Source organism: Mediterraneibacter hominis (genome assembly GCF_014287475.1).
Lineage (GTDB): Bacteria > Bacillota > Clostridia > Lachnospirales > Lachnospiraceae > Mediterraneibacter > Mediterraneibacter hominis.
In genome coordinates this window covers 191067-211301 of sequence record NZ_JACOPF010000001.1, presented here as the reverse complement: position 1 = coordinate 211301, position 20235 = coordinate 191067, and the positions used below count along the sequence as shown (strand labels likewise).

11 protein-coding genes are annotated in these 20235 nt (G+C 41.8%); all 11 read right to left on the bottom strand.

Annotation, left to right across the window (positions count from 1 at the left end):
- Positions 1-8: 8 nt before the first annotated feature.
- A complete protein-coding gene (gene recD2, locus H8S37_RS00965) occupies positions 9-2219 on the bottom strand; it encodes an SF1B family DNA helicase RecD2 (protein WP_186874194.1) in 2211 nt (736 codons plus the stop codon).
- 81 nt (positions 2220-2300) lie between these two features.
- Entirely contained in the window at positions 2301-3290 is a 990-nt protein-coding gene (gene mreB / locus H8S37_RS00960) for a rod shape-determining protein (RefSeq protein WP_186874193.1), read from the bottom strand.
- 184 nt (positions 3291-3474) lie between these two features.
- Complete coding sequence (gene uvrA / locus H8S37_RS00955) at positions 3475-6321, bottom strand: excinuclease ABC subunit UvrA (RefSeq protein WP_186874192.1); 2847 nt, start codon at positions 6319-6321, stop codon at positions 3475-3477.
- A 47-nt stretch (positions 6322-6368) separates the two neighbouring features.
- The gene (gene uvrB, locus H8S37_RS00950; RefSeq protein ID WP_186874191.1) at positions 6369-8366 is read right to left on the bottom strand and encodes an excinuclease ABC subunit UvrB; all 1998 of its coding nucleotides are present in this window, start codon (positions 8364-8366) and stop codon (positions 6369-6371) included.
- A 300-nt stretch (positions 8367-8666) separates the two neighbouring features.
- Positions 8667-8861 (bottom strand): hypothetical protein, encoded by a 195-nt coding sequence (locus tag H8S37_RS00945; protein ID WP_207723859.1) that lies wholly within the window; start codon positions 8859-8861, stop codon positions 8667-8669.
- A gap of 280 nt (positions 8862-9141) precedes the next feature.
- Entirely contained in the window at positions 9142-13563 is a 4422-nt protein-coding gene (locus H8S37_RS00940; protein WP_186874189.1) for a DEAD/DEAH box helicase, read from the bottom strand.
- A gap of 719 nt (positions 13564-14282) precedes the next feature.
- A complete protein-coding gene (locus H8S37_RS00935; protein WP_186874188.1) occupies positions 14283-16025 on the bottom strand; it encodes an ABC transporter ATP-binding protein in 1743 nt (580 codons plus the stop codon).
- Positions 16026-17828 (bottom strand): ABC transporter ATP-binding protein, encoded by a 1803-nt coding sequence (locus tag H8S37_RS00930; protein WP_186874187.1) that lies wholly within the window; start codon positions 17826-17828, stop codon positions 16026-16028.
- A gap of 138 nt (positions 17829-17966) precedes the next feature.
- Positions 17967-18584: a TetR/AcrR family transcriptional regulator gene (locus H8S37_RS00925; RefSeq protein ID WP_186874186.1), complete on the bottom strand. Its 618-nt coding sequence runs from the start codon at positions 18582-18584 to the stop codon at positions 17967-17969.
- 143 nt (positions 18585-18727) lie between these two features.
- On the bottom strand, positions 18728-19384 hold the full coding sequence (locus H8S37_RS00920) for an ABC-2 transporter permease (RefSeq protein ID WP_186874185.1): 657 nt from the start codon (positions 19382-19384) through the stop codon (positions 18728-18730).
- Positions 19381-20232, bottom strand: coding sequence for an ATP-binding cassette domain-containing protein (locus H8S37_RS00915; RefSeq protein ID WP_186874184.1), 852 nt, complete (start codon positions 20230-20232; stop codon positions 19381-19383). Before H8S37_RS00915 ends, H8S37_RS00920 begins: the two co-directional genes overlap by 4 nt.
- Positions 20233-20235: the final 3 nt, after the last annotated feature.

Below are 20235 nucleotides of genomic sequence, written 5' to 3'. Positions count from 1 at the left end.
TAATAAATCTAAAATTCTAAAATACGCTCCGACAGGCTTGTATATCTTCCCTGTTCGTTTTTGTTTTGTATCATCTCTTGAAATGTCGCATCACTCCCTACAATTGTCAGACATTTTTTCGCTCTTGTCACTGCTGTATATAAAAGATTACGGTTATATAAAAGCCGCGGGCCTGAAAGGAGAGGAAGGATCACCGCCGGATATTCACTCCCCTGAGATTTATGCACTGTAATTGCATAAGCAAGCTCTAATTCATCCAGCATGTCAAATGGATATTTGACCTTCCGCCCTTCATCATATTCGACTGTCAATGTCTCATCATAAAAATGAATTTCCTGTACAATCCCCATATCCCCATTAAACACACCCATTCCTTTATCGACCGTAAGTCCAAACTTTGTGCTGACCTCCCATTCCAACTGGTAGTTGTTTTTTATCTGCATGACTTTATCTCCCACACGAAAAATCCTGCCGTTTATTTCTTTTTCTTCCTTCTGCGGCGCTTCTGGATTTAAATATTTTTGAAGAATCGTATTCAGCCGTTCAACTCCAAGCAATCCCTTCCTTGTCGGTGTCATTACTTGAATTTCTGTCGGAAGCGCATCCACGTATTTAGGAAGTTTTTTTTGAATAAGGGTAAGTACTACACTGATAATCACATCTGCGTCCTGTCTTTTTAAAAAGAAAAAGTCTCTGCTCTTATTATTCAGTATGACTGGTTCGCCTGCATTGATTTTATGAGCGTTTACTACAATATCACTTTCACCTGCCTGGCGGAATATTTTTGTCAGGGTTACCACCGGAAAACGTCTTGAAGAAATAATATCCTTGAGCACACTTCCAGGCCCAACCGACGGGAGCTGATTTACATCACCGACAAGTATGAGGCGCGTTCCTGGGATCACCGCAGATAACAGGGCATGCATAAGCGGCAGATCCACCATAGACATTTCATCAATAATAATCACGTCTGCTTCCAATGGGTTCTCCCTATTTCTCATAAACCCGCCTATGTTTCCTTCTTCCTCCGGATTTCCGTTTACTTCCAACAGCCGATGGATTGTCTGCGCCTCATATCCTGTCGCCTCTGTCATTCTTTTTGCTGCACGTCCGGTGGGAGCTGCGAGCAGAATACTCATTCCTTCCTTTTCAAAAAATTGTATCATCGTATTGATCGTTGTTGTTTTTCCAGTGCCCGGACCTCCTGTAAGGACCAAAAGCCCATGCTTGATCGATTCAATTACCGCCTTGTGCTGTAACCTGTCTAAAGAAATTTGTTCCTCCTCTTCTACCTTTTGCAAACGCTTTTCCATCATGTCCTCTGGCATTTTGCAGTCTATATCTAAATCGTGAAGCATTTTTGCCGTATTTAGTTCCATATAATAGTAATGGGCGGGATAAACACAGATTTCTCCTTCAATTTCTTTCATCACGGTTTTGCGCTCTATGCACAGATCCATCACATATTTTTCGATATCTTTGATTTCTACCTCCAGAAGCTCTCCCGCCCTTTTTAGCAGTATTTCCTGCGGAAGATAGATATGCCCTTCCCCTACTGCCTGCTGTAACGTATAAAATAATCCGCTTCGAATCCGGTAGTCTGAATCTGTATGAATCCCAATTCTAGAAGCAATCTCATCCGCCGTTTTAAATCCAATTCCTTCTATATTATCTGCCAGCTGATATGGATTTTCTTCCATTACATGGTATATCTTTTCTCCATAATGCCGATAAATCTTTGCCGCCAGTGTAATCGATATACCATATTTCTGGAGATAAATCATTGCCTGCCGCATGTCCTTTTTTTCTTCTATCTGCTCTGCAATTTCTCTGGCTTTTCTTTCACTGATTCCCTTTACTTCCGCCAGTCGTTCCGGCTCCTGTTCGATGATTCGGAAGGTGTCCTCCTGAAATTTTGCCACAATCCGCGCTGCCAGAGCCGCGCCCACTCCTTTTATAGCTCCGGAGCCTAAGTATCTTTCAATGGATGCCTTGTCCTCTGGCTCTTTTACTTCATGTGAAACTACTTTAAACTGATTTCCGTAAACACTGTGGTTGACATATTCCCCATGTAGTTCCATCAGTTCCCCCTCATTGATAAAATTAAATTCTCCCACACAGGTTATTTCCCCATCTTCATTTTCCAGATTCAGTACGGTATATCCATTTTCTTCGTTGCGGAATACAATATGCTCCACATATCCAGTAACTACTTCCACTCTTTTCTCCTTCTTCCATCCCTATATAGCTAAAACGGAGATGTGTCTCTTTTACACACCCCCGTCCCTGCTCTTTCCTATCTAAAAATCTTTTCTGCCGCTCATAAATTCAACAAACTGACCGGTTCCAATGGCTACCACCTTCATCGGATCTTCTGCTGTCATTGTATTAATCCCTGTTTTTTCTTCTATTAATTCTTCCAAACCACGCAGCATCGCTCCCCCTCCAGTTAAAACAATGCCTCTGTCCAGAATATCCGCTGATAATTCCGGCGGCGTCTGCTCTAATACAGAAATGACTGCTTCTACAATCTGACCGGTTGCCTCACGCAGTGCCTCCTCCGTCTCAGAAGAAGTTACTGTCACCGTCTTTGGCAAGCCTGTCACCAGATTTCTTCCCCTGACTTCCAGTGTCTCCTCTTCCACCAGGGGATAGGTTGTTCCAATTTTGATCTTTATATCTTCGGCTGTTCGCTCGCCAATCAAAAGATTATGTTTCTTCCGCATATATCTGACAATCGCCTCGTCGAAATCATCTCCTGCAACCTTTATTGAAGTATTGACAACCGTACCGCCCAGAGAAATCACTGCAATGTCTGCCGTTCCTCCTCCGATGTCTACAATCATGTTCCCGCAAGGCTTTGCGATGTCTATCCCTGCCCCGATTGCAGCCGCAACCGGCTCTTCAATCAAATGTACTTCTCTTGCTCCTGCCGCAAAAGTAGCCTCTTCCACTGCTTTTTTCTCTACCTCTGTCACACCACTCGGTACACAAATACTGATCCGCGGCTTTTTAAAGGTTCGTTTTCCCAGGGATTTCTGTACAAAATATTTAATCATTTTTTCTGTTACAGTATAATCTGAAATTACTCCCTGGCGAAGCGGGCGAACTGCAACAATATTCCCCGGCGTCCTTCCAAGCATCAGGCGCGCTTCTTCTCCAATTGCTTTAATTACATTTGTATCTCTGTCAAATGCCACTACAGACGGCTCTTTTAACACTACTCCTTTCCCTTTTACATATACGAGCACACTGGCCGTACCTAAATCTATCCCGATATCCACTGACATACTGACTCTCCCTTCTAATTTCTCTATACTCTTCCACTCTTCTCCCCTGTATCTTACTGTCTGGCACAGCAGACTTTTATCCAATCCATATGTGCAGATAAGCTGTGTTTCCCCTGCTCACCTCTTCATCTGCACCAATAGTATAATAAACTTTTCCAGAAATGGAAACCCCTTTTTCATATTTTTAGTTTTTCTTAAGGATTGCGTCAATATACTTACCTGTATAAGATTTTTTGTTCTTCGCCACTTCCTCAGGCGTACCTGTCGCTACAATCGTTCCTCCTTTATCGCCGCCTTCTGGTCCGATATCAATAATATAATCCGCTGTTTTAATGACATCTAAATTATGCTCGATCACTACGACTGTATTTCCATCTCCTGACAGTCTGCGCAGAATTTCTGTCAGCTTATGCACATCTGCAAAATGTAAGCCTGTCGTTGGCTCATCCAGTATATATACTGTTTTTCCTGTACTTCTGCGACTTAATTCTGATGCCAGCTTAATCCGCTGTGCCTCACCTCCGGAAAGCTCTGTGGACGGCTGCCCCAGACGGATATAGGAGAGTCCGACATCATTTAGTGTCTCCATTTTTCTTCGGATACTCGGAACATGTTCAAAAAATTTTAAAGCCTCTTCCACTGTCATATTCAGGACGTCATAAATCGTTTTTCCCTTATATTTTACTTCCAGGGTTTCACGATTATATCGTTTTCCGCCGCATACTTCACATGGTACATATACATCCGGCAAAAAGTGCATCTCAATTTTTATAATTCCGTCGCCGCTGCATGCTTCACAACGTCCACCCTTGACATTGAAACTAAATCTTCCTTTTTTGTATCCCCTGGCTTTCGCATCCGGTGTCGCCGCAAACAGATCCCGGATCAAATCAAACACTCCTGTGTAAGTCGCCGGATTAGAACGGGGGGTTCTGCCTATTGGAGACTGATCGATATCGATCACCTTATCAACCTGTTCTAGTCCCTCAATCCGCTTATGTTTTCCAGGAATTGTCCGGGCACGGTTTAATTCTTTTGCCAGCTTTTTGTATAAAATCTCATTGATGAGGGAGCTCTTTCCAGAGCCTGAGACACCTGTAACACAAGTCATTACTCCTAATGGGATCTTCACATCAATATTTTTTAAATTGTTTTCTTGCGCTCCTACAATTTTCAGAAATCCTGAAGGCTTTTTTCTCTCTCCTGGCACTGGAATTTTAATTTTTCCACTTAAATATGCTCCAGTTATCGAGTTTTTATTGTTCATAATTTCCTGCGCCGTACCGACTGCAACAACCTCACCACCATGCTCTCCGGCTCCTGGTCCAATATCCACCACGCAGTCTGCCGCAAGCATTGTGTCCTCATCATGCTCTACTACGATCAAAGTATTCCCTAAGTCGCGAAGATGCTTTAAAGTAGCGAGCAGTTTATCATTGTCTCTCTGGTGCAATCCGATACTTGGTTCATCCAGAATATACGCCACTCCTACCAAACCTGACCCTATCTGTGTCGCCAGACGGATTCTCTGCGCCTCTCCTCCGGACAGTGAACCTGCTGCTCTGGAAAGAGTCAGGTATTCCAGCCCTACATCCAGCAAGAACTGTGTTCTGGCATCAATTTCTTTTAATATCTGACCTCCAATTAGTTTCTGCGTCTCTGTCAGTTCCAAAGAAGACAAAAATATTTTCAACTTTTCAATCGAAAGAGCCGTTACTTCTGCAATATTTTTATCCCCTACTGTAACTGCCAGTGCGCCCGGCTTTAACCTCTCTCCATTACATGCAGAACAGGGCGTAATATTCATAAATGTCTCATACTCCGCCTTCATAACATCCGAACCCGTCTCACGATACCTGCGTTCTACATTTTTTATCAATCCTTCAAATGCTACATCGTAGACTCCTTCCCCACGCTGTCCTTTATAGTATACCTTTACAGATTTCCCATTTGTCCCATGAATTAATACATCATGTATTTTTTTCGGATATTTCTCAAACGGTGTATCCAAATCAAATTTGTATTCTTTACATAAAGCATCCAGTATTGCTCTCGTAAAGCTGGATTTATCCGTACAGGACTGCCATCCCATAACTGCAATCGCACCCTCATTGATTGACAAAGAAGGATCCGGAATCATCAATTCTTCTGCAAATTCCATCTTATATCCTAATCCATAACACTCCGGACAAGCTCCAAATGGATTATTAAAAGAAAAACTTCTTGGCTCAATCTCCTCAATACTAATTCCACAGTCGGGACAGGAAAAGCTTTGGCTGAAATTCAGCGCTTCTCCTCCTATAACATCTACAACCAGCAGTCCTTCCGCCAGATGCAGTACATTTTCAACAGAGTCCGTCAATCGTTTCTCTATTCCTGACTTTACAATCAGCCGGTCTACAATAATCTCAATATTATGTTTGATATTTTTGTCCAAAGAGATTTCTTCTGACAGTTCATACAGATTCCCATCTACCCGCACGCGTACGTATCCGCTCTTTTTTGCTCTCTCAAATAATTTAGCATGGGTTCCTTTTCTGCCTCTGACAACCGGCGCCAAAAGCTGAATCCTTGTTCCCTCCGGCAATGCCATCACCTGATCTACCATCTGATCCACTGTCTGCTTTTTAATTTCTCTGCCACATTTCGGACAATGCGGTATTCCTATACGCGCATAAAGCAGACGGAAATAATCATAGATCTCCGTCACGGTTCCTACCGTAGAACGTGGATTATGATTCGTCGACTTCTGATCAATGGAAATCGCTGGAGACAAGCCTTCAATACTCTCCACATTCGGTTTCTCCATCTGCCCTAAAAACTGTCTGGCATAGGAGGAAAGCGATTCCATATAACGTCTCTGTCCCTCCGCATAAATTGTGTCAAATGCAAGGGATGATTTTCCCGAGCCGCTTAACCCCGTAAAAACAACTAATTCATTCCTTGGTATGTCCAAATCTATATTTTTTAAATTATTCTCATTTGCACCTCGTATTTTTATATATTTACGTGCATCCATCTTTATTCCCATAGTATGGTAATCCTTTCTAAAATGCTGTCCTCTTTTAAGCCGTCTCACTAATCTTCCAATTCATTCAAGTATTTTTTCAATTCAACGAGCTTATCACGCAGCTCTGCCGCCGTTTCGAAATTCAATTCGGCCGCTGCTTTCTTCATTTGCTTTGTAATATCCGCAATCAACTTTTCCAGTTCTTTTTTACTCATAGATTCCGGATCTTTTTCAATACGCATCTCTTCTGCCGCTACTTTTCTTGAAATACTAATTAAATCTCTTACGGATTTCTGGATTGTCTGCGGTGTAATTCCATGCTCCTCATTATATTTCATCTGAATCTCACGGCGCCGTCTTGTCTCTTCCATTGCAAGGCGCATCGAATCTGTAATTGTATCTGCATACATAATGACATGCCCTTCTGCGTTTCGAGCTGCCCGCCCAATTGTCTGAATCAGAGATGTCTCAGAACGAAGGAACCCCTCTTTGTCTGCATCTAATATTGCAACCAGAGTAATTTCCGGAATATCCAGCCCTTCTCTCAAAAGATTGATTCCCACCAGGACATCAAAAACATCCAGGCGCATATCCCGGATAATCTCCGTCCGTTCCAGCGTATCTACATCTGAATGAAGGTATTTTACCCGGATCCCTACCTCACGCATATAGTCCGTCAAATCTTCCGCCATACGCTTTGTCAGCGTCGTCACCAATACTTTATTCTTTTTAGAAACTTCGCGATTGATTTCTCCAATCAGATCGTCAATCTGCCCTTCTACCGGACGTACCACTACTTCTGGATCCAAAAGTCCTGTAGGCCGGATGACTTGTTCTGTCCGCAGAAGCTCATGTTCTTCCTCATAAGGTCCAGGTGTTGCAGAAACAAACAATACCTGATTGATTTTCGATTCAAATTCCCCAAAGTTTAGCGGCCGGTTGTCTTTTGCTGATGGAAGGCGAAAGCCATAATCTACCAGTGTCGTCTTCCTAGACTGATCTCCCGCATACATCCCTCCAATCTGTGGTATTGTTTTATGGGACTCGTCAATCATGATAATAAAGTCATCTGGAAAATAATCAATCAGAGTATATGGAGCCTGCCCTGGTTTTAATCCAGCAAGATGTCTGGAATAATTTTCTATCCCAGAACAAAATCCAGTCTCTTTCAACATTTCAATATCAAAATTTGTTCTCTCTGCAATCCGCTGCGCCTCCAAAAGCTTGTCCTGGCGTTTAAATTCTTTTACCCGTTCTTCAAGCTCCTCTTCTATATCCTTTACCGCACGCTGTATGTTCTCTTTGTCAACTACATAATGGGACGCTGGAAAAATTGCCACATGCTTGAGTTCATCTTTTATTTCTCCAGTAAGTATATCTATTTCTGTAATTCTGTCAATTTCATCCCCAAACCACTCAATGCGCACAGCCGTATCCATAGAATTTGCTGGAATCACTTCGAGTACGTCGCCACGCACGCGAAACGTTCCACGGTGAAAATCCATCTCATTGCGATCATACTGAATTTCCACCAGCTTTGCCATCACCTCATCTCTGTCGCGCACCATCCCCGGACGCAGGGAAATCACCATGTTCTGATAGTCCACCGGACTTCCCAAGCCATAAATACAGGAGACGCTGGCGACAATTACCACATCCCGTCTCTCCATCAATGCCATTGTGGCAGAGAGCCGCAACTTGTCTATCTCATCGTTGATAGAGGAATCTTTGGCAATGTATGTGTCAGAGGAAGGGACATAGGCTTCCGGCTGATAGTAGTCGTAGTAGGAGACGAAATATTCTACAGAATTATCTGGAAAAAAATCTTTAAACTCGCCGTACAACTGAGCTGCCAATGTTTTATTGTGCGCTATGATAAGAGTTGGTTTATTCAACTGCTGAATGACATTCGCCATGGTAAATGTCTTACCAGAGCCAGTGACGCCAAGCAGTGTCTGGCACTGGTTTCCTTCCTTAAACCCTTTCACCAGTGATTCAATCGCCCGGGGCTGATCTCCGGTAGGCTTATAAGAAGATACTAATTTAAACTTTCTTTCTTCGCTCATATCCGATTCTCCTGTATTATTCGTGTAATACCGTTATTGTACGCCTTTTATATGCGTTTACACGAATCCTGTCCAAATATTCTAACAACATAAATATTCTGATATTATGCATAGTTGGTAATTTTCATTCCAAACAAACGTTCTTTTTTCATTCTATCCCATCTTGTCATATGCGTCAATCCTATTAGAAAATTTTATTAAAATTCTCGTAACTATTCAGCCATGCACAAAGTTAAAAAATCTAAGTTTAAATTTCCTTATCCCATAGAATTAAGCAAAATTTCTTTCCCCTTACATATATCACTCACTGTTCAATCTAAAATCATATGATTCATCTCGCACTTTATCCTGCAGAAATTCTTTATTTATATACTGATTATGAAAAAATTTCAGTTCTGTCAGTTCAGAATATCTTTCATATACATCCTCAATCGTTGCATATCCCGTCAAGTCCTTTAATACCAAAAAGGAAACTTTATTCATCCGAAACATCATTTCTGCATATATATCCTAACATCTTTTATATTCGATCTAAGAATCCACAGACAGAAAAACTGAATGATCTCATTTAGAAATCATCCAGTTTATATAGCAAGCTACTTTATCGTCCCTTGCTCGCAGCCCTTAAGTGTTCCCTTCTTCTGTATACTGCGCTTTCTGTCAATTCCTTATAAAATCTATAATCAATCTTTCCTTCTCATTGTCCTTCTATCGGAAACATTCCTGCAAACATTCCGTATTTTGAGAAAAATTTTTGTATACAAAAGTTTAAAAATTATAAGGAATCCCCTACCATGGTTTTCATAAATTCTTGCCGTTCAAAAAGGATTTGTATTAATTTTTTCTCTTGCTCCCACCCTAATGGCTCAGAATGACAACAGATATTACGCAGTTTACGAAATTCTTCTAACCCCTCAGCATATATCATCCACCATTGTTCATCACAAACTTCCCCTGATAGCAAAACTCTGCGCCCCGCCAGATAAGAACGTATTTTTTCTTGCTCTAATATATAGGTAAATGTACCTGTTGTTACCCTCTCTTCTCGTAAATTACATAATTTTTCCTTATATATCTTTTCCTCCGGAAATAAATTTTTTAATTTATCCAGAAGCATCTCTTTTAACATAGATTCCATCGTCTTGCAAAATAAAATACCTACACAAGAAGCATCCATTTCTTCTACACAATATTGTTCTCTCATTACATCAAAAAATTCATGAAGTAAAATACTGCTGACAAGCCTTTGCCGAATCATTGAGGGAAGTTTCTCCATTTCTTCTTCAGTAAGTCCAAATACTTTCAGCTGTTCTGGTGTAACAGTATGATTTTTCCATATATTATCTATTTCCTGAAAAAAAGGCATCACAAGGCTGTCTTCCAATTTTCCGTCCATTGTCAGAGAATCCGCACCCGGTACTTCTTTCATCAATCGCTCTATTTGTTTTTTGCTTTGTACTGTTTCAGGAACATCCGCTGCCTTTTGCAAGGTTCGCAGAGCATGGCTGTCCAGAATTCCCTTTACTTTCCGGAATAAATCCGAATACTGCCACACCGTATAATCACCGATCACATACAAACGGTATTTGGCCCTGGTCACTGCCACGTTCACAATATTGGTATTTACCCACCTAACTGCGGATAATGCATTTTTATCACATCCAAGCAAAAAAATTACCTGATCCGCTTCTTTCCCCTGAAATGTATGTACAGTTCCAATACACGTCTCTACCCACTCTGCCATACGTTTATCCTCGCTATACTCTCTTTGGGAACGAAGCAGCTTTTTCATGCTATCCCGTACAGTAGTAAATGGAGTGATTACAAAAAGACTTGGCATTTCTTCTGTCAATTGAAAGGCTTTTTGGATAAGCTCCCATGCTTTTTTTCCTTGCGCCTCCACAAAATGGTTCTTACCTGAATTACTTTTTTCACTCCCGCTGACATTAATCCAGCCAGAACTTTCTCTGCAGAAAGAAGCCTCCTTTTCAGGATTTGGTGGAATAGTCTGCTGCTTCATTATATAATTATAAGATAAGGAGTTTGATATCTCAAACATAGGGCTGATACAACGTCGATGCACCACTAACGGACATCCCACCCAGAGATTCTTTTCCTGCTCAATATAGGTTGTACCCACCATATTCAATCGATCTGCAAATCCCTGAACAGAAAGATTTTTCGCTTGGTAATGTCCTGTATATTCATTTTGTATCACTTGTTTAATCAAATCCAATTCATCTGTTACAACTGGTTCCACCTGCTTAGGATCGCCAACTATAATTGCACGGCGGCATCGGAAAAGAGAACCTAACGCCATCTGTGGAGCAGCTTGTCCCGCCTCATCAATAATCAAACATCCGATTTCTCCCATTTTTCGAATCGGTGACAACATAGTTCCTGCTGACGCAAATGTAGTGGATAACACAGGCGTCAACAAAAACACAGTATTTAACAATGCACCAAATGCATTTTCTCTGTCACGCTTTGAAAAAGCTACCACTTTTTTATCATCATCACTTCTAGGTTCTTTCCATAGTAATAATAAATTTTTAAAATTCCACAAACAAGATTTAGAGCCTAATAAAAATGCTTTATGAAGTTGTAACGCCTCATAAAATAATTTTTCTCTTTCCCGATTGTAAACTTCTGTATACCATGGATTAGAAACCTGTGCTGCAGTAGATTTTTCATTATCATTACTATCATACTGCTTGAAAAACTCTTCGTTTAGGACTGTCATGGATGAAGCTCCCTCCTGTGCTGAAGCTTCCTTTAGCTGATTCAAATAAGTATCTGAAAACTTTAATATTTTCTTTCTGCAATTTTCGATCTGTTCGCCCAGTTGACTTATACTACGCAGACAAGTTTGCTGTTCTTCAAAAAGTTGTTTTCTCTCCTTTCCGAAACCTATCATTACACCTTTCTGTTCCTTATACCGCCGATTGTTCTCTTCTAATTTTTGCTGCATCTGTCTGACCTTTGTTTCCTCTGCACAAAGAACCTGTTCTGCTTTTTCTAATACTTGATACTGCTCCTGAATAGTACGGGATAACATCGTTGGGCGACGGAAAATTTCGAGAACAATATCCAGAAAGCGACGGCTATTCTCTAATCCCATAATTTTCTGACGTATATTCTGAATATGATTTCCGGCCTCTTGCCTTGCTTTATCCTGTTGTAATTTGTATTTTTGTTGATCTCTTAATTCCAACTGATAATTTTTCAATACCGATTCTGCTATTTCTATTTTCTGTTCTAACTCCTGTATACTCTTCTGTATTTTTGTTTTATTTTGGATTTCTTGAGCCTGTCTCTCCTCTGCCTTTTGTATTTCATTTATGTACTTTTCCTGATGCCTCATAAAATATTCTCTAGAACTACTGAGCTTTTGAAGCTTCTGTTCCATTCTCTTGACTTTTTGATACTGGTTTTTAAACCGCTGCACTGCATCGGCATACTCTTCTTTTCGCCGCAAAATAACCTCGTTGGAGCCAAAACTTCCTATATATGGTTTTAAAACAGAATTGATATATTGTTTCAAGTTACTGGTTTTTCCAAATGGTGCAGAAATAAGCCCCCAGCAGTTCCATTCCCCATCTCTTCGTTTTGCCAGATCATTTGCCAATTTTGTAAAATATATATCTGGATATTTCCGAATTTCACTCCTCCCTGTTTGTTGATTCCAAACAGAATAGGGTTCCTGTCCTGCTTTATCTATCTCAAATAAATCCTTTACTTCTAAGAGTCCTTCTCTGACGGATTCTTCCACGTTCTTTTTCGGGCTAATTCCTTTTAGCAAGGCTACCCCGTCCGGCAATTCCTTCGTGATATTCTCCACAGCAGCATTATTACAGGAAGCTACCAACATTCCGTAATTTTTCAATTTTTTATCTTGAAAATCATAATATCCCCAACAATAATCCGAGTATCCTCTCTTCCGTTTATCACCATCTTGAAAATGTTGCAAGACAAATGCATCATCAGGATCCTTATACTTTATAAGCAGACTTGCCCTTTCCACTATATTTCCTGCTATGATTTCTTTTAGTAAAGTAGTTTTCCCTGTACCAGGCGGTCCATTAACAGAAAAAACGGGTGGATTCTCTGAAGACGGTTTCCAACTCAAATTCACTGCCAGCTGCTGCATCAGACAAGGCATAAATTTAGACGGCCACTTTCCAAGAGGAGCCTTTTTAACATCTAAATAGTGATGAAAGAAATCTACCAGGTCCTTTCCGTTTTTCTTAATATTATTACGCACGTCAATACGCTTATCAAAATCTAACCAATGTAATCCAGGCATTTCTTCCGCATACAATCCGGTTATGTAATCCAATATCTCCCTTTCCATGGGAATATTGCCAAATGTTTCTCTATCAATTGCTTTTTCTACCATTTGAAGGTCTTTTGCAAAAAAACTATTCGCTAGATCACTGTAGTGAAAAACGTCCATATCCTGCAATTTATCTGCTTCTGACCGATATCTTCGATAAATAACTGCTCCCTCTCGATTCATCTTCTTTTCTTTTGGAATCAGTTTTACTAAATACTCTTTTTCTACTTCATCCATGATCGAATTTAAGAGTTCTCGGGTTAACGGCTTTCCAGCTCGCTTTCCGTCCTCTAATTCCACCAGCCTTTCGCCTAAAAGCCAAACATCTGACTCATATTCTGCAATCGACAAAAATTCAGCCATATTTGCTTTTGTCAACTCCCCAGTATGAGCCAAAAGCCTGCAGATTCCCCATAACAAGGGAGAGATTGTAAAACTGTCTGGAATGTACTTTCCTTGTTCATCACATTTTAACCCAATCAAACATATTTTCCCATGATTTTTCTCCGGTAATTCCAGATCTTCACAGAAAATCTGCTGCAAACAATCCGAAAAAATATGCCTTTCTAACTTCCCCAGACATATGTGAATCTCATCCGACAAAATCTTATGGGATGGATATATGTTCGCATCATTTTGCAATGCCATACAAGGTTCCTCAAAAATCATTATTTCGCCAGACTTCTCCTGGACAGATAGATTATCATACAATGTAATCTGCTTAACACACGTCTCTTCTTTTGCTGCTTTTAAACAAAGCGCTTTCCCCTCTCTGCTCTGCATAGGGAAATCAGGCTGTTCCAAAAATTCTATAAGATACCAGTATTTCACAATCATTGAAGCAAACTCTCGTTTATTCATTTCTCCCTCCTGCCTATCTATATCCGAAATCACCTCAAAATTAGATTTTTTCTACAAATAATTTATAATTCTTTGCTTTAAATCAAAAATATACGACTACCTGCATTCCGCCAGATTCTTACAAAATCATATATAATTTTATTAAATGTTATATTTTCGAGCATATAACTAAAGACATGCATATTTCTATACTATGCTTCCTTACGTATTTCTTTTAAATATCCCCCAATAGGCCTATAGCGACATCTAAATTATTATCACCAACTATATGTCTATCCATGACATTTGCTTATATTTACCAGTTTAGTATAGCACAACATTTCACATTTGCCCAGATATACCGAACAAACATTCTATTCGCATTTATTGAGACTCAACTTATTTATTCTATATTATCCACTTTCACAAAGTAAGTATTTTTATGTGTATTATATATCTCTTTTTGTAATTCATTCTTTATCGCAATTTCAAACAGTAAATGCAAAAAGACAGGTATTATCAAAGAATTTTCTTTCATAGTACCTGTCTTTATCTAAACTTGCATTTACTGCCTATGCTGATAGTCTGCCCTCTCTTTACAAGGACACACACGCCTCAATCCATGATATTTTCGTGATTTGCGGTGTTATCCTCAATCGGCGTACGTCCAGTACGCCTCAATCGTCTGCCTTGTAAAGAGAGGATAAAAGAGCTTTTAAAGACTTTCTAAGCTGGATTACTTAATTTAACCGCCATCCGGAGCTTTGCCGCTGCAGTTCCACCATACGGCAGTAAAGGCCGTTCTTTCTCATCAAATCTGCCGGAGAGCCTTCTTCCGCCACTTGGCCGTCCGCCAACACAACGATTTTATCGGCTACTTCCACCGTACGCATTCGGTGAGCAATAACAAGTACGGTCTTTCCTTCTAGCAGGCGGGAGAGTGCCCCTTGCACCTTCGTTTCATTTTCTACATCCAGGCTGGCCGTCGCTTCGTCAAGGAGAACAATCGGCGCATCCTTCAGTAAGGCTCGGGCGATAGAGATGCGCTGCCGTTCACCTCCGGAGAGCTTTGCTCCGTTCTCTCCAATAGGTGTGTCATATCCCTGCGGCAGACGTTTCACAAATTCATCGCAGTTTGCGGCTTTGGCCGCGGCCCGCACTTCTTCGTCCGTTGCGTTTCGTTTGCCAAGACGAATGTTCTCCATCACTGTATCATCGAATAAAACCACATCTTGAAATACCATTGAATAATCTCGCAGCAGTGCCTCTGGGTCTACGGTAGAAATATCCACACCTCCTACCCGAATCGTACCTTTGGAAATATCCCACAGCCTTGCGGCGAGGCGGGCACAGGTACTTTTGCCTGATCCGGATGGCCCTACCAGCGCCGTCACTTCCCCTTCTTTTGCAGTAAAGCTCACATCATGCAAAACTTCTTTCTCATCATAGGAAAAGTTCACATGCTCAAAGACAATATCATGTCCCTCTGGCTCAAATTTTTCCGCCCCCTCTGCTGTAGGTGTGTCATAAATCTCATTCATACGGTCAGCAGATACCTGGGAGACAAACATTTCTGCAATGAGCGCCAGACTCTGGTCGAAGGGAGCATAAACACGAGTAATGACAAGCAAAAACAAGAACAAAAGCATGAAATCAATACTGCCAGACAGAATCAAATTAGCACCTGCAAGAATGGTTGTTGCCACACCAAGACGCATAATAACGCTGGCAGCATTGACAAAAAGGCCGGTTCCCAATTCCCCCTGAATTGTAACTCGTTCATGTTCGTCGATTTTTTGATTCAGTCCGTTCAAAAACCGTTCCTCCTGATTCGTGGCACGAATCTCCCTGACATTTTCCAATGCTTCCTGAATACCGTCGGATACCCGGACAGCAGCCTTTTTCGTCCGTTCCGCACTGCGGGCAGCTATCTTACGGCTGCCGAACAACAGACCAAAAGCCACCGGTACACCCCATAGGCATGCAAGAGCCAGTCTCCAGTTGTAAACAAGCAGGCACACAGCAATAATTGCTGTAGAGATGTAAGCCCCATACAGATATCCCAGTACATGAGACCAGACATGCTCCATCCGGTTGACATCCCCCATGATTGTCTCGGTCAGGTCTGCCAGATCTCGTTTTCCAAAATATCCCAGTGGCAGCTTACGAAGCCGTTCTGCCAAACTAAGGCGTGTAGTTTTAACCTCATTATATACCAGTCCATAGGTAGCCCTATATTGCTGCAAATGCGTCACGAAGGACAGGAGGACAAAAAGAACCAGCAGTCCGATAATAATCGCTGTACCGGTTAGTTCCTTTCCTGCTGTCAGAGTTCCCACGAATCCGGACATCACCAGATACAGGATACTGACGCCGCCCATAACGATCAGATTGACAATAACTGTCCAGAACGTACCTTTTTTTGTATTCCGAACCCCCTGATCCGTCAGGGCATATTTTCGCTGAAATTTCTCTCCAAACATCTACTCTTCCTCCTTTTCACTGGTGATTTTCCATTGAACCGCCTTGTTATAGTCAGTCCACATCCGCGCATACACGCCTTTGGCGCCAATCAACTCCTCATGAGTACCCTCCTCAGCAACACGCCCTTCCTCCAGGACGATGATCTTATCTGCGCTGACAACAGTAGAAAGACGGTGAGCGATCATAATAACAGTGCGTCCCTTTGTCAGAGTGGCAAAAGCTTTTTGGATTAACACTTCATTCTCCGGATCGGCAAAGGCGGTCGCCTCATCCAAAACCACAATGGGAGCATCCTTCAAAATAGCTCTGGCCAATGCGATACGCTGCTGTTCACCGCCGGAAAGATATGTTCCTTCGGTTCCGATCTGTGTATCAGGTCCATCCGGCAGCTTATCAAGAATATCTCCGCACTGGGCAGCCATCAACGCCTCCATCACCTGTTCCCTTGTCGCTTCTGGACGCGCGGCTCGAACATTTTCCAGAATAGACGCTTTGAACAGGCGGTTATTCTGGAATACAAAGGCTACCTGCTCCATAAGAACATGTGGATCGATCTGCGTAACATTTACCTCTCCAACTTCCACAGCTCCTGCGGTCACATCCCAGAATCGCGGGATCAAACTGGCTGCTGTTGTCTTACCGCCTCCGGAGGGTCCTACCAATGCTACGGTCTGTCCCGGCCGGGCTGTAAACGAAACGTGAGAGAGCGCGGGATTTTTAGCTCCGTTATAGGTAAAGCTCACATCCTTAAATTCCACTTTATTGCTGTGTGGTATCTGTGGATTACCAGGCGTTTTCAGAGTGGGGGCTTCCATCACCTGATTGATCCGCCCCAAAGCTGTACCAGCCAGCATCATACCGGAGGAAGCGAACATAATTTTTGCAAGCGCTGTAGAAATGATGGCTGAAAACACTGCATAAAAAACAAAGTCAGTGGCAAATGCGACAAAATTACCGTCTGTCACTGCACCCGGCGCAAGGAACAGGGCTACCGGTACCAGAAACACAAAAGCGCCTTCGGTAAAGGTTAAGTTAATAGACTGAGGAACCCTGCACACATCCGCCTGATAATGTTCAGCTTTATTGCTGTAATCTTCGATAGCTTCTTGAAATGCTTTGAACGAGTAAACTGTCTGCTGAAAGATTTTCACTACGGGAATCCCTCGTACGTACTCCGTTCCAGCCTTGGTCATACGGTCTTGGGCTGCCTGATATTCCGCCATCAGCTTGGTGTTTTTTCCACCCATCATGGAAAACATCGCAATGACCGAAATCACCGCCGCCAAAAGGCAGGCGGCTCCCATCCGCCAGTCAAAAACAAACATCATCACCAGCATGGCCACAAACAACACAATGGTACCTACAATATCCGCCAGATTGTGGGCAAGCAAGGTTTCGGTGTCGGCTGCCGCCGCATCCAACCGCCCGCGGATCAAGCCTGAAGCATTAGAATCAAAGAAGCCCAGGGGAGCTTTCATTACATGTGCAACCCCCTGCTTACGGATGTTAGAAGCTGTACGGAAAGCTGCCAGATGTGTACACATCAAGCCTGCAAAATACAGGATAATGCCGCCTACTGCAAAAGCAAAGGCTATCCATCCATACTCGGAAACGTTCTGCGCCTGTGTCCATTCCGGTGCTACGGCGATCAGATCCCTGGCCACCAGCCAAATACAGATGTAGGGCGCCATACTAAGAAGCATGGATACTGCGGATAAAGCCAGCCCTAGAAAGGTCAGGCCTCTACGGCTGCCTGCATAACTTAGCAGAACAGACATATCGCTCTTTTTTTCTTGTTTCATTGAATAACCTCCTTTAATAAGAAACATGTTAGTTAGTTATGGCTAACTTATGAATAAAAAAAATAGGATTACTCTGTGGCACTCTGTTTATTCAAGGATGCAGAGTGCCCTTGTATATAGCTGCTGTCCCCTTTTTCGTCATGGCGACATTAGTTTTAGCCATCCAGCAGTATAGAACGCCTGAAGCTGCTCTACATCCCGCATAGCCTGTTCTCTAGGGATATCGTGGATCACGATCTCGAAGATGCCACCTAGCATACCACTGGCAATAATGTGGCACAAAGACCGATTCAGATTGGAAATGTCATGTCCCAGACAGCGAAGCGTTTCCACATATTTAAGGGTACTTTCTACTTCTATTTCAACCATATTATGAACAAAATTCTCATATCCAGTACCTTCTGCTCCACAGAGCAGCAGCTTTACAGGCTCCCGGTGCTTACAAATGTAGTCCACCATCCAATGAATATAAAAATTCGACTCTACCCCCATATGCTCCGGCTGTTTTTCCGCCGGAAGCTTTGAAAAAGAGCCATGAGCCTCCATATATTTACTCATCAGGATGTCGGCATGAGGTTCTACAATAGAAGAGAACAGTGTTTCTTTACTGGAAAAGTAACCATAAAAAGCCCCTGTGGTCACTCCGGCACGTTTTACAATCTGGCGCAGAGAAGCTCCAAGGAAGCCCTTTTCAGAAAACTCCTCCATAGCAGCTTGCAAAATCCTTTCCAATGTGTCTGGTATTTTTTCCTCCATATTGCCTCCACATAACAGCGTTATATAACAACGTTATAATACAACATACTATTTCCTCTGTCAAGCTAAATAATGTTTTTTAACAACACTTACGAATGTCGCTATGTTGTACTTTCTATCCCTGCTCTAACAGAAATACCTGTTTAGAATTCCTTTCTTTCCATAATTTTGACACTTACTCCAAAGGAGATGAACAAGATAATACAGAAAATTACAAACCATATGCCTAGAAATACAGCTATTCCCATAGAAGAAGTTTTATCCAAGACTGCTTCCACATCCATACCTATTTTTTTCAAGCCTTTGACAATCACCCAGCCTGCCAGAAACATTCCGCCCAGTACAATAATCATTGCTATCCGCCCCTTTTCTCCTCCGAATTTCAGTTGAACAGGCACAGTCACCGCTACAATTAACAGTACAAACCCTAAATAAATAATATAGCTCATTATCCAGTCTGTATTTAATTCTGCCGCCCCTGTTACTGCCACGTATACCGCTGCTAAAGCTGTTGTAATACACCAAATCCCTGCTCCTAAAAGAAGTGCGAATACATATTTTTCTGTAACGTAAAGTTTCCTGGAAACAGGCAGTGTAAACAGGAAAGAATATCCATTGTCAAATTCATCATAGCTGATCGTTGTCAGTACAAATAGAGTGGCAATAAAAGTAAGAAAGCTCACCATATAAGAGGGACTCTTCCACAGATAAGTAAACACAGCTCCCATAATCACTATGAGTATTATAAAGGTTTTCTGTAGTTTTGATATACAGAAGTCTTTTAACAGCAATCCTTTCATAATTCTTCTCCCTTCATCATCATCAATACAACCTCGTCAATGTTTGCATTTTCTATCACCATTTTAGGATAATTTTCCACATAATATTGTTTCTGATCGGTCAACAGGCGATATCCAAATGTTTCTTTTCTCCTGCGCAGAATATATTGTGTGTCTAAATTGCGAAACTGTTCTTCATCTACCTTTAAAACTCCATACTGATCGAGCAGAATATCCGTCTCTTCATGCATAACAATCTGCCCGTCCTGTATCAAATACAGATCATCACACAAGCCTTCCAAATCTCCTGAAATATGAGAACTTATCAAGATAGCCCTCTCGGTGTCCTCCTCCATGTATTCTCTTAAAATATCCAGCAGGTCTTCTCTTGCTGCAACGTCCAGCCCAGCCGTCGGTTCGTCTAGTACCAGCATCTTAGCCTTATGTGACAATGCCAGAAGGAGTTTTAGCTTTGCCTTCATTCCTGTAGAAAATGTTTTCACTCTTTTATTCACGGGAAGGTGAAACTGCTCACATTGTTTTAAAAATTTCGTTTTCTCAAACCCAGGATACAAAGCAGACATCACTCTGCTTATATCTTTTATAGACAAATATTCACTAAAGCCGGAATCCGCAAGTACCACCCCAATTTCTGCTTTGTCTCTATTCGTCAGCTTCGCACTGTCTTTTCCAAAAATCTCTACTTTTCCCCCGTCTGTATGTATCAGACCAAGCGCCGCTTTAAAGGCAGTAGATTTTCCTGCGCCATTAGGTCCCACAAGTCCTGTAACAAAGCCTGGTTTTACCTCCAGAGAACACTGCAGCCTAAACTTCTCATATCCTTTCTCTACTCTGTCCATTTTAAGCATAAC

Excerpts from the sequence above, each read along its gene's own strand:
- H8S37_RS00920 (WP_186874185.1), bottom strand. The coding sequence starts at position 19,384 with ATGAAAGGATTGCTGTTAAAAGACTTCTGTATATCAAAACTACAGAAA.
- mreB (WP_186874193.1), bottom strand. The coding sequence starts at position 3,290 with ATGTCAGTGGATATCGGGATAGATTTAGGTACGGCCAGTGTGCTCGTA.
- H8S37_RS00940 (WP_186874189.1), bottom strand. The coding sequence starts at position 13,563 with ATGAATAAACGAGAGTTTGCTTCAATGATTGTGAAATACTGGTATCTT.
- H8S37_RS00925 (WP_186874186.1), bottom strand. The coding sequence starts at position 18,584 with ATGGAGGAAAAAATACCAGACACATTGGAAAGGATTTTGCAAGCTGCT.
- H8S37_RS00935 (WP_186874188.1), bottom strand. The coding sequence starts at position 16,025 with ATGTTTGGAGAGAAATTTCAGCGAAAATATGCCCTGACGGATCAGGGG.
- H8S37_RS00930 (WP_186874187.1), bottom strand. The coding sequence starts at position 17,828 with ATGAAACAAGAAAAAAAGAGCGATATGTCTGTTCTGCTAAGTTATGCA.
- uvrA (WP_186874192.1), bottom strand. The coding sequence starts at position 6,321 with ATGGGAATAAAGATGGATGCACGTAAATATATAAAAATACGAGGTGCA.
- uvrB (WP_186874191.1), bottom strand. The coding sequence starts at position 8,366 with ATGAGCGAAGAAAGAAAGTTTAAATTAGTATCTTCTTATAAGCCTACC.
- H8S37_RS00945 (WP_207723859.1), bottom strand. The coding sequence starts at position 8,861 with ATGATGTTTCGGATGAATAAAGTTTCCTTTTTGGTATTAAAGGACTTG.
- H8S37_RS00915 (WP_186874184.1), bottom strand. The coding sequence starts at position 20,232 with ATGCTTAAAATGGACAGAGTAGAGAAAGGATATGAGAAGTTTAGGCTG.